The organism is Sphingomonas arvum, from assembly GCF_026013565.1.
GTDB classification, from domain to species: domain Bacteria; phylum Pseudomonadota; class Alphaproteobacteria; order Sphingomonadales; family Sphingomonadaceae; genus Sphingomicrobium; species Sphingomicrobium arvum.
Genome location: NZ_JAPDOB010000002.1, coordinates 358,815 through 371,370 on the forward strand (window position 1 = coordinate 358,815; position 12,556 = coordinate 371,370).

Genomic DNA, 12,556 nt, shown 5'->3' on the forward strand with positions numbered 1-12,556 from the left:
CGGACGCTGCATCATCATTGCGCGCTGCGATCAGGCGAATGCCGTATCCTGCCGGCCACATCAGAGGGGTCTTCACGTTATGCGTCGTTCAACGGTCGGTCTTCAGCTGCTGTGCGCCTGCGCGGCTATCTCCAGCTTCGGCCCGGGCAGCAGGGCGCTTGCCCAAGCGGCGCCCGCCGCGGAGACGATAACGGCCGGATCTGGCGGCACGCTGGCGAAAGGCGTCGCCGCGGATGTGGTGCGCGATGTGATCGCCGCCGTGCGCAGGAACTATGTCCATCCGGAGCGGGTCGCGGCGATCACCGCAAGGCTGCAGGCCGGACTCGCGTCGGGACGCTATGCGAGCACCAGCGCGCACGAACTCGTCGACCGGATGAGCGTCGACCTCAAGGAATCAAGCGGTAACGACGGCCACATGTATATCTATTTCAACCCCGCCGAGGCCGCGGCTCGGGCCAAGGCATCGCCGAAGGACGGCGACCCGGAGGAGAATGCCGCTTTCTTCCGCGAACAGATGCGGGTCGCCAATCATGGCATCAGCGAACTGAAGATCCTGCCGGGCAATGTCCGCTACATGAACATTAGCCAGTGGCTGTGGGACCCGCAGTCCAGCCCGCGCGCCTATGACGATGCGATCCGGTTCCTCAAGGACGGCGACGCAATCATCATCGACATCAGCCGGAACGGGGGCGGCTCGGCCGAAGCGGTGGAGTATCTGGTCAGCCATTTCGTGGAGCCGGGTCGCAAGCTGATGACCTTCCGCGATGGCCCCAGCAACGTCGAGGAGGCCTTCAGCCAGAAGGTCGGCGACCACCTCGACGGCAAGCCCCTGTTTGTGCTGACCAGCTCGCGCAGTGCGTCGGCCTCTGAGGAGTTCGCTTCCCACGTCCGCAACTTCAAGCTGGGCACGCTGGTCGGCAAGACTACCGGCGGCGCGGGCAATCCGAACTCCTTGTTCCCCGTCGCGCACGGGTTCGTCGCCAGCATCTCGACCGGGCTCGCCATCCACCCGGTGACCGGCAAGGGCTGGGAGGGCGTCGGCGTTGCTCCGCACCGAGAGGTGGAGCCGGCCCGCGCGCTCGACGTCGCGCACGCGGAGGCGCTCAAGATGCGGCTGGCGAGCGCCAAGCCGTCGGAGCGACCACAGCTGGAATGGCTGATCGCCGCCCTGTCCGACGGCACGACGGCGGCGACCGCCGGCGCGGCCGAGCTGCACTCCTTCGCCGGCCTGTATACCGGCGACCGCCGGGTCAGCGAACGTGCCGGCCGCCTTTACTGGCAGAGGGGCGATGGCGCGGAAGTGGAATTGGTGCCCCTGGGCGGCACCCGCTTCGCGGTCGGCGATCGCTTCGGTTCGCGGGTCGAGTTCGGGACCTGTGGCGAACTGACGGTCACCCGTCCTGGCTCGGCGCCCGAAAAGCTGTCCCGCCAGTCGCAGCTAAGCAGCCGCTGAGCCGATCAGGTCGGCGTGGGCTCCGCGCCGACTACCGCATCCAGCGCCGGCTGTTCGTAGTCGCCGTCCTCCGCCGGGTAGCGCAGCCGTTCTTCGAACCGGCCGCTCTCCTTCGCGAGCTGCCAGACAATGCTCTGGCCGGCCGGGACGATGTCCGGCCGAGCGCGGAACACCGGGTCGCCAAAGGCGAGCGCGGCATCGACCAGCTGCCAACCGGCCTGGCGGAACGCCTGCAGCGCATCCCCGAGGAACAGCGCGGCTGCGAGGTTATGGTGCACAAGCAGGGTGTGGCTCATCGAACGGCCGAGAACCTCTCGTGCCATCCGATCATAGTACGCCGCCCGATCGAGCACGTGCGCGATGTAGAACCGCCGCCAAGGCGCAAGGTCGGCGGCAGGATCGCGCTTCAGCCTCTTCGTAAGTCTTGCGGCGATGTACCAGTCGGACGTGTCGATGCTGACGTGACCGTTGCGCAGCCCGCGAGCGCCGAGCGCCGCCCGGGCCGCGTCTCGTCCTTCGCGCGTGCGTCCTTCCGCGAGATAGGGGAAGCGGAAGAGCGGCACGCTGGTCGGCAAGCCGCTGACGAGGGGCAGGGCGCGGTCAAGGTCCGCCGCGAAGCTGGCCGGGTCCTTGCCGCTGTAGAACGCATGGGCGTAGCTGTGGCAGCCGACCTGATGGCCGCGCTCAACCCAGCGCGCCAGCCGCTTGCCGCCGGCTGGATCAGCGACCGACTTGGCTTTCGGAAACCCGCAGGCGCGCACCCGGTGATGATCGAGCGCGGCGAGCACGGCCGCCTCCCGCTGATCTGCCGAGAGCAGAGGCCCGTCGACGATGTCGAAGTCGTCAATGGTGACTGCCAAGCTGCGGCGCGAATTTCCATTTGCCCTGCCGCGTAGACCGGCGCACCCGGCCACGCTTGTCGCTCCCAACGCCCCGAGCAATGTGCGCCGGGTCCAGAGCGGCTTCGTCATGCCGCGGCCAGCGCCTCGGCGATCAGGCGGCGGCTGTTGGCGATGCCATAGAGTGCAATGAAGCTACCCATTCGAGGGCCTTGAGCGGAACCGAGCAGGGTCTCGTACAGCGCCTGGAACCAATGACGCAGGCTCTCGAACGGGAAGCGCTTGCCGATCTCGAACACCTCGTTCTGGATCGCCTCGGCGGTGGCGTCCTCAGGCAGCTCGGCGAGGTGAACGTCGAGTTCCTTCAGGGCCTCGATCTCATGGCCCTGCGGTGCACGGCGTTGAAGGTCGGGGACGACGAAGTCACGGGCGTAGTTGACGGCGAGGCCGATCAGCTCGTCCAGCTCCTGGTGGGTCTCGGGCGCGGTCTCCGGGGCATAACGGCGCACGAACCGCCACGCCGTCTCCTTGTCCTGCACCCCCGGCAGACTGGTGAGGTTGAGCAGCAGCCCGAAGGTCAGCGGCAGCGAATAGGGCTCCGGCACCGCTCCGTTGTGGATGTGGTGCGCCGGATTGCCGAGCCGCTGTTCCACCGGCTGCTCGGGCCACTTTTCGCGGAACTGCCAATATTCGTCCACCGCGCGCGGGATCAGGCCGAGGTGCAGGCTCTTGGCCTTCTTCGGCTCGCGGAACAGGTAGAACTCCAGGCTGCGCTCGCTGCCGTACTTCAGCCAGTCGTCAAGGCCGAGGCCGTTGCCCTTGGACTTGCTGATCTTCTCGCCGCGCTCGTCCAGGAACATCTCGTAATTGAAGCCCTCCGGGGGCCGGCCGCCCAGGACTCGCGCGATCTTGCCCGACTGGATGGTGGAGTCGATCAGGTCCTTGCCCGCCATTTCATAGTCGACGCCGAGCGCGACCCAGCGCATCGCCCAGTCCACCTTCCACTGCAGCTTGGCCATGCCGCCCAGCGCGGACTGCGTGACCTCGCGGCCGTCCTCGTCGGTGAAGGTGATGGTGCCGGTGCCTGCGTCCACCACCCGCACGGGCACCTGCAGCACCTTGCCCGTGGTCGGCGACAACGGCAGCACCGGCGAATAGGTTTGCCGTCGCTCTTCGCGCAGGGTCGGCAGCATAACGGCCATGATATCGTCATAGCGCCGCAGCACCTCGCGCAGGGTGGCGTCGAACCGGCCGGAGCGGTAGCAGTCGGATGCGCTCAGGAACTCGTAGTCAAAGCCGAACCGGTCGAGGAAGCGCCGCAGCATCGCGTTGTTGTGGTGCGCGAAGCTTTCGTACTGACCGAATGGATCGGGCACGGCGGTTAGCGGCCGGCCGAGATGCTGACTGAGCATCGCGGCGTTGGGCACATTGTCCGGCACCTTGCGCAGCCCGTCCATGTCGTCGCTGAACGCAATGAGCTTGGTCGGCACGGTGCCGCCGGTCAGCGTCTCGTACGCCCGTCGCACCCAGGTTGTGCGCAGCACTTCGGTGAAGGTGCCGATGTGCGGCAGTCCCGACGGCCCGTAGCCGGTCTCGAAGACAATCGGCTCGCCACCGGGCTTGCCCTCCGGCCAGCGCTTCAGCAGCTTGCGGGCCTCCTCGAATACCCAGGTCTTGGAGGTGGCGGCGGCAGTGCGAAGCGCATCGTCGGTCATGGCGGCGCGAATGCTTGCTCGCACCTCCGAAGGCAAGGGGCGTGGCTCCGAACCCTTGCCGCGCATGCCTGGCCGGGGTTAGCCTGCCGTCCGACATGGCGCCGGGAGGCCAGACGTGATCGGAGCCCGACTCGCAATCCTCGCTTCAGCTGCGTGCATGGGGCCTGCGCAGGCGCAAGGCGACGCGACAAAGCCGACGGGATATTACATCCATACTCTGGCGGAACGCGTCGTTGATCACTTACCTGCCGGGCCGCTGTACTGGCGGGTCGAAACACTGCCGGCGAGCCGTGCCACTAGCTTGGCCGCTACCAATCGCTACGCACTCGCCGCGAACGTTGCAGGCAGGCACTGGCTGTTCACCCTCGGGCCGCGCGGCAAGGCTACGGCCGGTGCGCGCAAGTTCGCTGAGATCGGCCCAATCCCGACGGTCACGGCAGCGCGCTTCCTGTTACGGATCAACCATGCTGGCGGCCCACCGGGATCGAGGACTCCGGTGCACACCCATCCTGGGGCGGAAGCAATCTATGTGCTGAAGGGACGCATCAGCCAGCGCACACCAACCGGGAAGAACCAGGCCAGCGCCGGGCAGACGCTCAATGCGCACGCCCCGGGGATGGTGATGCAGCTCGAAAGCAGTGGACCGGCGGACCTGGAGCAGCTGGTCATGTTCGTGGTCGATGCGGACCGTCCGTTCTCGCCGGCCGCAAGCTTCTAGCACATTCGCGCCGTTGCTAATCTGTTCCAGTCGCCCCATGTCGGCCTAGTGACGCTCCCGCTACCTGCCCTTCACGCGACCCACGCCGGAATCTGGCTCGCCGGACCCGATGGCGTGCGCGAGGCAAGCCGGGGCGAGGCGATCGGGCGAGCGGCGGAAACGCCGCACATCCTGCTGAACGCGCCGCTGGTCGGGCAGCGGCTCGGCTATGGCGAGGTCAGCGGACTGGACCTGCTTGAGCTGTTCGCGTTCATATACCCGGCGCGCTTTGCCGTGCCGACAGTAGCGGGCATGGCGCGGGCGGTCGGGCTGGAGCCACCGCATGACGATGCGAGCGGCGCCGCGCTGCTGCCGCGCATCGCCGAGGCCTTGCTGGCCACGCTGACTGACCCGCAATGGTCCGCGCGGGAAGGCGCATGGACGGTGAACGCGACCCTGCACCGGCTGGGCTGGCCGTGGGCGGCGCTCGTCGGACAGCGGCTGCCCCGGCCGGAACGGGCCGAGCGGATGCTGTTTTCCCGGCTGCCACAATGGGAGGAGAGCGCCGACCGGCCGCCGCCGCGCACCCTCAACATCCCGCCAGCCGCAGCGGTGGATCGGCTGGAAGAACTCACGGGTGCTAACGCCGAGCAGCGGGACGGCCAGCGCGCCTTCGCCGCCGCCGCCACCCACGTCTTCGGGCCCCGCGAGCGAAAGGACGCGCCCAACCTGCTGCTGGCCGAGGCGGGAACGGGCATCGGCAAGACGCTCGGCTACCTCGCGCCCGCATCGCTGTGGGCAAGCCAGGCGGGCGGGGCAGTGTGGGTGTCGACCTACACCAAGGCGCTGCAGCGGCAGCTTGATGCGGAAGCCAAGCGGCTGTTCCCCGACCCGAGCGAGCGGCGGAGCAAGGTGGTCGTCCGCAAGGGCCGCGAGAATTATCTGTGCTTGCTCAACCTGGAAGATGCGCTGCAGGGCGCCTTTTCCGGCCGTGCGGCGGTGCTGGCCCAGCTGGTCGGGCGCTGGGCCGCCTACAGCCGCGACGGCGACATGGTTGGCGGCGACCTGCCCGGCTGGCTGCCGAGCCTCTTCCGGCGCGCCGGCGCCACCGCGCTGACCGACCGGCGGGGCGAGTGCGTTTACGCCGGCTGTCCGCACTATCGTCGCTGCTTCATTGAGCGGGCCGAGCGAGCGAGCCGCGACGCCGACCTAGTGATAGCTAACCATGCGCTGGTGATGGTGGCCGCAGCGCGGGGCCGGCTGGCGCGTCCGCCCGAACGGATCCTGTTCGACGAGGGCCATCACCTGTTCGACGCCGCGGACTCGACCTTCGCGGTGGCGCTGACGGGGCAGGAGGCGATCGAGCTCCGGCGCTGGATCGTCGGGCCGGAGAAGAGCTCGCGCGGCCGGCGGCGGGGCCTCGCGGCGCGGCTGATGGACGTCTGTTCCTATGACGAACCCGGTGCGGAGGCGCTCGACGCGGCGGTCGAGGCAGCTCGGCTGCTGCCCAGCGACGGTTGGCTTGGGCGGGTCGTCGAGGGCGCGCCGTTCGGGCCACTGGAAGCCTTGCTGAGCCAGGTGCGCGGGACGGTGCTGGCGCGGGCTCGGGCGCAGGACGCCGGCTACGGGCTGGAAACCGAACTGGCCGAGCCGGATGGCGATCTGGTCGAGGCCGCGGCGACGGCGCTGGAAGCGCTGGAAGCGCTGCAGCGGCCGCTAGCGGCGCTCGGCCGCCGCCTGGAGGCGGTGCTGGAGGATGCGCCGGACTGGCTCGATTCGGCAGCACGGGCGCGGGTCGAAGGCGCGATCGCCGGACTTACCTGGCGCGGGCAGGCGCTGACTGCCTGGATGCAGTTGCTGGCCCGGATCGGTGGCCCGGCCGATCCGGACTTCGTTGACTGGCTGGCGCTCGACCGAGTGGAGGGCCGCGAGTTCGACATCGGCCTGCACCGGCGCTGGCTCGACCCGACGCGGCCGCTCGCCCAGGCCGTTTTGGGCCCGGCACAGGGCGTGCTAGTCACCTCCGCCACCCTGCGCGGCGGCGGCGGCGACTGGGCCGCGGCCGAAGCGCGGACCGGAGCGCTGCACTTACCGGCCGAGCCGAAGCGGTTCGAGGCGCGAAGTCCGTTCGACTATGCCACCCAGTCCGAGGTGCTGATCGTCACCGACGTCAAGCAAGGTGATTTGCCCGCGCTGGCCGGCGCCTATGCGCGGCTGATCGAAGCATCGGGCGGCGGGACGCTTGGCCTGTTCACCGCCATTCAGCGGCTGAAGGCGGTGCATGCCCGGATTGCCGATCGGCTTGCCCGGGTCGGCCTGCCGCTGCTCGCCCAGCATGTCGATCCGATCGACACCGGTACGCTGGTGGACATTTTCCGCGACGATCCGCGGGCCAGCCTGCTCGGCACGGACGCCCTGCGCGACGGGGTGGACGTGCCGGGCGAGTCGCTGCGCCTGGTGGTGATGGAGCGTATTCCATGGCCGCGGCCGACGGTGCTGCACGCCGCGCGGCGGCTGGCGGGCGGCGGCTCGGCCTATGACGACCGGGTGATCAAGGCCAAGCTGGCGCAGGCCTTCGGCCGGCTGATCCGGCGCGAGGGCGACCGCGGCACTTTCGTGATCCTGTCGGCGGCTTGCCCGTCGCGGCTGCTGACCGCCTTTCCGCCCGGCGTCGCGGTGCGGCGGGTCGGGCTGGCGGAGGCGATCGCGCGGGTGGCCGAGCGCTCAGTCGTCGAGGGCGCGCTTCAGCCGCTCGCGAATGCGGCGGAGGTCGGCGCCGGAGACGTCTGAAGTCGGCTCCTCCAGCAACGGTGTCTCGGCCTGACCGACGCCGTCCAGCCGTCCCTCGCGAAGCAGCTTTTGCACGCCGCGCACGGTGTAGCCGTCCTTGGCCAGCAGCTGGTGGATGCGTCGGGCCAGCGCCACGTCGGCCGGCCGATAATAACGGCGATTGCCCGCGCGCTGGAGCGGTTTCAGCGGGAACTTGGTTTCCCAATAGCGCAGGATGTGCTGGGCGACGCCCAGTTCGTCCGACAGTTCGCCGATCGTCCGGAACGCGCCATCTGCCTTCAGTCCGGCCATGGCGCCCCCATCTCTCAGTCGTCGCGCGCGATTCGGTCGCGCATCAGCTGGCTGGCGCGGAAGGTCATCACCCGCCGGGGCGCAATGGGGACCTCGACGCCGGTCTTGGGATTGCGCCCGACCCGCTCGCCCTTGTCGCGCAAGATGAAGCTGCCGAAGCCGGAAATCTTGACGTTCTCGCCCTGCGACAGCGCCGCACACATATGGTGCAGCAGGCGTTCGACCATGCTGGCCGACTCGGCGCGGCTGAGGCCCAGCTCGCGATGGACGACGTCGCTCAGGTCAGCGCGCGTCAGCGTGCTGCCGTGCATTTCCTTGGTTGGCCCGCCACGGGCAACACCGGCATCTGCCATCGCGACTACTCCGCCCCCCTTGCCGTAAATCGAGTTCGTTACGCTACCTGAAACGATCTACGTCGGCAATTCACACAAACAGCACATTTAAGCTGAAAAATCAAAAGCGGACGGCGGCAGCGCCCCACGTAAAGCCACCACCCATCGCTTCCAGCACGACACAATCCCCAGGCTTGATTCGCCCGTCCTGCACCGCGACATCCAGCGCCAGCGGAACGGACGCCGCCGACGTGTTGGCGTGACGGTCGACCGTCAGTACGACCCGTTCCGGGCTGAGGCCAAGCTTGCGCGCCGTAGCGTCGATGATCCGGGCATTAGCCTGGTGCGGCACGACCCAGTCCACGTCGGCGACGGTGAGCCCGGCGGCCGTCAGCACCTCGCCGAGCACGTCGGCCAGGTTGACCACGGCGTGACGGAACACCTCGCGGCCTTTCATGCGCAGCTTGCCGACGGTACCGGTGGTGGAAGGTCCGCCGTCGACATAAAGCATTTCGTTGTGGCGACCGTCGGCGTGCAGCCGGGTCGCGAGGATACCCCGCTCGCCGCCATCCTGTGCCTCGAGCACCACCGCTCCGGCGCCATCGCCGAACAGGACGCAGGTCGTGCGATCCTCCCAGTCGAGGATACGGCTGAACGTCTCCGCCCCGATCACCAGCGCGCGATTGGCGTTGCCGGCGCGGACCATCGCGTCTGCAACGGACAGGGCGTAAAGAAAGCCGGTGCAGACCGCATGGACGTCGAACGCGATGGCATCGCCAATGCCGAGCAGCGCCTGGACCTTGGTTGCGGACGACGGAAACGTCTGGTCGGGCGTGGCGGTGGCCAGCACGATGAGGTCGATGTCGCTGGCCTGCAGGCCAGCGTGAGACAGCGCCTTGCGGCAGGCGTCAGTGGCGAGCGTCGCCGTGGTCTCGCCTTCGCCGGCGATGTAGCGCGCACGGATGCCGGTGCGCTCGACGATCCACTCGTCGGTCGTGTCGACCTGGGCGGCGAGCTCCGCATTATCGACCCGCCGCTTGGGCAGGGCCGAACCGACCCCTTTGATAACCGCACGCCGGGTCACTTGGCGGCCTCGCTGCCGTTGAAGGCATGAGCGCGAAAGTTGTCGAGGTCCTCTCCAACTTGCCGCGCGAGGTCGTTGCGGACCATGCGGGCGGCGACGTTGATCGCGTTGCAGATGCCCTTGGGCGTAGCGCCGCCGTGGCTCTTCACCACCAGGCCGTTCAAACCGAGGAAGACGGCGCCATTGTGGTTGTTCGGGTCGAGATGAACCTTGAGCATGTGCAGCGCCGGCTTGCTGAGCGCGAACCCGGCTTTCGATCGCAGCGACGAAGTGAAAGCGCGGCGCAGCAGGTCGGTGACGAAGCGGGCGGTGCCCTCCGCCGTCTTCAAGGCGATGTTGCCGGAGAAACCGTCGGTCACCACCACGTCCACCTTACCGCGCGATAGCTGGTCGCCTTCGGTGAAGCCATCGAACTGCAGCGGGAGGTAGCTGGCTTCGCGCAGCATGGCGGCCGCTTCCTTCAGCTCGTCGGTGCCCTTCAGCTCCTCGGTGCCGATGTTGAGCAACTTCACCCGCGGCTTCTTCAGCCCCAGGACGGTCCGGGCATAAGCCGCGCCCATCACGGCGAACTGGACCAGGTTCTGAGCGTCGCACTCGGTATTGGCGCCGAGGTCCAGCATCACGCAGTCGTGCTCGCCAAGCGTCGGCAGCAAGGCGGTGAGGGCCGGCCGGTCGATCCCAGGCATGGTGCGCAGCGCCAGCTTGGCGATGGCCATCAGCGCGCCGGTGTTGCCGGCCGACAGCGCGGCGTCGGCACGGCCGTCCTTCACGGCGGCGATCGCCATGCCCATGGAGGTAGTGCGCGCCCGGCGCAGCGCCTGGCTGGGCTTCTCGTCGCCCTTGATGGCGTCGGGAGCATGGAGCAGCTCGACCGAGCCGGCGGGAAAGACGTGCTTGTCCAGCTCGGCGCCGACCAGCGCCTCGTCGCCGATGACCAGGAACCGTAGCGACGGGTCGGCCTTCAGCGCGCGCGCCATGCCGCCCAGCATCGCTGCCGGACCAGAGTCGCCGCCCATGCCGTCAATGGCGATTCGCGGCGCGGCCAACTGCTCTCTCCTGTCCGAAGCGCGGGTCACGGGACCCACTTGGCTTAGGCTTCGGTCGAGACGATCTCGCGGCCGTTATAGTGGCCGCAGGCGTTGCACAGGTTGTGCGGCAGCTTCAGCTCACCGCAGTTCGGGCACTCCTGGAAGGAGGCCGGCGACAGCGCATGGTGGCTGCGGCGCATGTTGCGCTTCGAGGGCGAGGTTTTTCTCTTGGGAACGGCCATGCGGCACCTGTCTACGTTTGCAAAAAAGAATGCGACGAACATCGCCGGTTCCGGCGGGTAGAACCCGCGGCGGCGAACGGTCGTCGCGAACAGTGGGCGCCTATAGCGGAAAGTCCCGGCGAAGCAAGCCGCTAGGGTTGATGCGCGGCACCGGCCAGCACCCGGTCGCCGACAAAGGGGTTCGATGCCCGCTCCCGAGCAAAAGTCGAGGGCGGGCCGTGGCCGGGCAGGAACACCGTTTCGCCACCCATCGGCCACAGCTCGCGCACGATGGCGTCGAGGAGGTCCTGGTGGTTGCTCATCGGAAAATCGGTGCGGCCGATCGAGCCAGCAAACAGCACGTCGCCGACGATGGCAAGGCTCGACGGCGCATGGTGGAAGACCACATGTCCCGGAGTGTGGCCGGGGCAATGATGGACTGACAGCTCCAATTCGCCGACGGTGACGGTATCGCCCTGGACCAGCCAGCGGTTCGGCTCGAACGTCCTCGCCTCAATCCCGTAGTTGCGCCCGTCCTCTTCCAGCCGGGCGATCCAGAAGCGGTCCTGCTCCTCTGGACCCTCGATCGGCACGCTCAACTCCTCGGCCAGCATCCCGGCCTGCCCGCAATGGTCGATGTGGCCGTGGGTCAGCAAGATCTTCTCGACCGTGACGCCCGTCTGCGCGATTGCGGCACGTAACTTCGGCAGGTCGCCGCCAGGGTCGACCAGCGCCGCCTTCATGGTGGCAGTGCACCATAGCAGGGTGCAGTTCTGCTGCAGGGGCGTGACCGGGATGATCGCGGCCTTGAGCGGCGGCTCGGGGGAGTGGGACATTGGGCCGCTCTAGGGACGGCTTGCCGCACCCTCAAGCGTGGCCATCGACGGCGGCTGGTCCCGCATCGCCCGGGCGGTCGCCTCGGCGCCGCGCAGCGCCCGCAGCACGTTGCCGCCGGCTAGCTTGGCAAGATCGCGATCGCTCCAGCCGCGGCGGATCAGCTCGGCAAACAGCTGCGGATAGGCATCGACGCCGGTCATGCCGTCTGGCCCATAGGGGATGCCGTCGAGGTCGGCGCCGATCCCGACATGATCGTGGCCGGCGACGCGAGCGACATGGTCGATGTGGTCGGCGAGGGTCGCTACGGTGGTCGCCGGGCGCGGGTGGGTCGCTTCCCACGCCTTCACCCCGGCCTCCACCACGGCCTGGTTGCCCTTGTTCAGCGCCTTCAACCGCGCCTGGACCGCCAGTCCCTCGGCCTGCCATTCGAGCACCTGTTGGTTGATGAAAGGCGGCACCCAGTTGACCATCATCACGCCGCCGTTCGCCGGCAACAGGCGAAGCACGTCGTCCGGCACGTTGCGCGGATGGCTGTTCAGCGCCCGAGCGGAGGAGTGGGAGAAGATAACAGGCGCCCTGGAGGCGGCGATCGCCTGGCGCATCACGTCCGCCGACACGTGGCTGAGGTCGATGAGCATGCCGAGGCGATTCATCTCGCCGACGACCTGCAGCCCGAACGGCGACAGGCCATGCCACTTCGGCTCGTCGGTCGCGCTGTCGGCCCATTCGGTGGTCTGATTGTGAGTCAGTGTCATGTAGCGCGCACCCGCGTCGTAGAAGAGGCGCAGCGCCGCCAGGCTGCCACCGATCTGGCGTCCGCCCTCGATGCCGATCAGCGAGGCGACCTTGCCTTGGCGGTGGATGCGAACCACGTCGTCGGCGGTGGACGCCGGCGCGAGGTCGTTGGGGTAGCCGCGGATCAGCCGGTGGACGGTGTCGATCTGCTCCACCGTCTGCCGAATTGCCTCGTCGCCCTTGATCTCGCCGTCGATGTAGACCGACCAGAATTGCCCGCCGACCCGACCAGCGCGGAGCCGCGCCATGTCGGTCATTAGCGGATGGGCGCGAGCTGCGGTGCCGCTGGCCAAGCCTGACACGTCCAGCTTGTAGTTCTCGCGCAATTGCTCGGGCAGGTCGTTATGCCCGTCGATCAGCGGGGTAGCGCGGAGCACGCGATCGATGCGGCGAGCGACGGCCGGGTCGATCGGCCCAGCTGTGGCGGCAGGGGTGAGCAGGGCAGCGGCGGTGAGGGCGAGGATGAAGCGCATG

General features: G+C 68.4%; 12 protein-coding genes. 3 read left to right on the plus strand and 9 right to left on the minus strand.

Features of this window, described 5'->3' with window-relative positions; genetic code table 11:
- Positions 1-79: 79 nt before the first annotated feature.
- On the plus strand, positions 80-1,453 hold the full coding sequence (locus OMW55_RS09275; RefSeq protein WP_264882616.1) for a S41 family peptidase: 1,374 nt from the start codon (positions 80-82) through the stop codon (positions 1,451-1,453).
- A 5-nt stretch (positions 1,454-1,458) separates the two neighbouring features.
- On the opposite strand, the gene OMW55_RS09280 is transcribed toward OMW55_RS09275, so the two are convergent.
- Positions 1,459-2,424, minus strand: coding sequence for a polysaccharide deacetylase family protein (locus OMW55_RS09280; RefSeq protein WP_264882617.1), 966 nt, complete (start codon positions 2,422-2,424; stop codon positions 1,459-1,461).
- A complete protein-coding gene (locus OMW55_RS09285) occupies positions 2,421-4,007 on the minus strand; it encodes a lysine--tRNA ligase (RefSeq protein WP_264882618.1) in 1,587 nt (528 codons plus the stop codon). Before OMW55_RS09285 ends, OMW55_RS09280 begins: the two co-directional genes overlap by 4 nt.
- A gap of 157 nt (positions 4,008-4,164) precedes the next feature.
- Between OMW55_RS09285 and OMW55_RS09290 the strand changes: the two genes are divergently transcribed.
- The gene (locus tag OMW55_RS09290; RefSeq protein WP_264882620.1) at positions 4,165-4,725 is read left to right on the plus strand and encodes a cupin domain-containing protein; all 561 of its coding nucleotides are present in this window, start codon (positions 4,165-4,167) and stop codon (positions 4,723-4,725) included.
- 48 nt (positions 4,726-4,773) lie between these two features.
- Entirely contained in the window at positions 4,774-7,494 is a 2,721-nt protein-coding gene (locus tag OMW55_RS09295; RefSeq protein ID WP_264882622.1) for an ATP-dependent DNA helicase, read from the plus strand.
- On the opposite strand, the gene OMW55_RS09300 is transcribed toward OMW55_RS09295, so the two are convergent.
- From OMW55_RS09300 to OMW55_RS09330, 7 genes are all read right to left on the minus strand, one after another.
- Complete coding sequence (locus tag OMW55_RS09300; protein ID WP_264882624.1) at positions 7,429-7,785, minus strand: MerR family transcriptional regulator; 357 nt, start codon at positions 7,783-7,785, stop codon at positions 7,429-7,431. The two genes, OMW55_RS09295 and OMW55_RS09300, sit on opposite strands and share 66 nt — an antisense overlap.
- Positions 7,786-7,799: 14 nt before the next feature.
- The gene (locus tag OMW55_RS09305; protein WP_264882626.1) at positions 7,800-8,138 is read right to left on the minus strand and encodes an integration host factor subunit alpha; all 339 of its coding nucleotides are present in this window, start codon (positions 8,136-8,138) and stop codon (positions 7,800-7,802) included.
- 100 nt (positions 8,139-8,238) lie between these two features.
- Positions 8,239-9,201, minus strand: coding sequence for a beta-ketoacyl-ACP synthase III (locus tag OMW55_RS09310; protein ID WP_264882627.1), 963 nt, complete (start codon positions 9,199-9,201; stop codon positions 8,239-8,241).
- Positions 9,198-10,247 (minus strand): phosphate acyltransferase PlsX, encoded by a 1,050-nt coding sequence (plsX, locus tag OMW55_RS09315; RefSeq protein WP_264882628.1) that lies wholly within the window; start codon positions 10,245-10,247, stop codon positions 9,198-9,200. The genes OMW55_RS09310 and plsX overlap by 4 nt, the downstream gene beginning before the upstream one ends.
- A gap of 44 nt (positions 10,248-10,291) precedes the next feature.
- Entirely contained in the window at positions 10,292-10,471 is a 180-nt protein-coding gene (gene rpmF, locus OMW55_RS09320) for a 50S ribosomal protein L32 (protein ID WP_264882630.1), read from the minus strand.
- Positions 10,472-10,602: 131 nt separating this feature from the next.
- Complete coding sequence (locus OMW55_RS09325; RefSeq protein WP_264882632.1) at positions 10,603-11,286, minus strand: MBL fold metallo-hydrolase; 684 nt, start codon at positions 11,284-11,286, stop codon at positions 10,603-10,605.
- Positions 11,287-11,295: 9 nt separating this feature from the next.
- A complete protein-coding gene (locus OMW55_RS09330; protein WP_264882634.1) occupies positions 11,296-12,555 on the minus strand; it encodes a dipeptidase in 1,260 nt (419 codons plus the stop codon).
- Between the last annotated feature and the right edge of the window lies 1 nt (position 12,556).

Excerpts from the sequence above, each read along its gene's own strand:
- OMW55_RS09275 (WP_264882616.1), top strand. The coding sequence starts at position 80 with ATGCGTCGTTCAACGGTCGGTCTTCAGCTGCTGTGCGCCTGCGCGGCT.
- OMW55_RS09280 (WP_264882617.1), bottom strand. The coding sequence starts at position 2,424 with ATGACGAAGCCGCTCTGGACCCGGCGCACATTGCTCGGGGCGTTGGGA.
- OMW55_RS09285 (WP_264882618.1), bottom strand. The coding sequence starts at position 4,007 with ATGACCGACGATGCGCTTCGCACTGCCGCCGCCACCTCCAAGACCTGG.
- OMW55_RS09290 (WP_264882620.1), top strand. The coding sequence starts at position 4,165 with ATGGGGCCTGCGCAGGCGCAAGGCGACGCGACAAAGCCGACGGGATAT.
- OMW55_RS09300 (WP_264882624.1), bottom strand. The coding sequence starts at position 7,785 with ATGGCCGGACTGAAGGCAGATGGCGCGTTCCGGACGATCGGCGAACTG.
- OMW55_RS09305 (WP_264882626.1), bottom strand. The coding sequence starts at position 8,138 with ATGGCAGATGCCGGTGTTGCCCGTGGCGGGCCAACCAAGGAAATGCAC.
- rpmF (WP_264882630.1), bottom strand. The coding sequence starts at position 10,471 with ATGGCCGTTCCCAAGAGAAAAACCTCGCCCTCGAAGCGCAACATGCGC.
- OMW55_RS09325 (WP_264882632.1), bottom strand. The coding sequence starts at position 11,286 with ATGTCCCACTCCCCCGAGCCGCCGCTCAAGGCCGCGATCATCCCGGTC.
- OMW55_RS09330 (WP_264882634.1), bottom strand. The coding sequence starts at position 12,555 with ATGCGCTTCATCCTCGCCCTCACCGCCGCTGCCCTGCTCACCCCTGCC.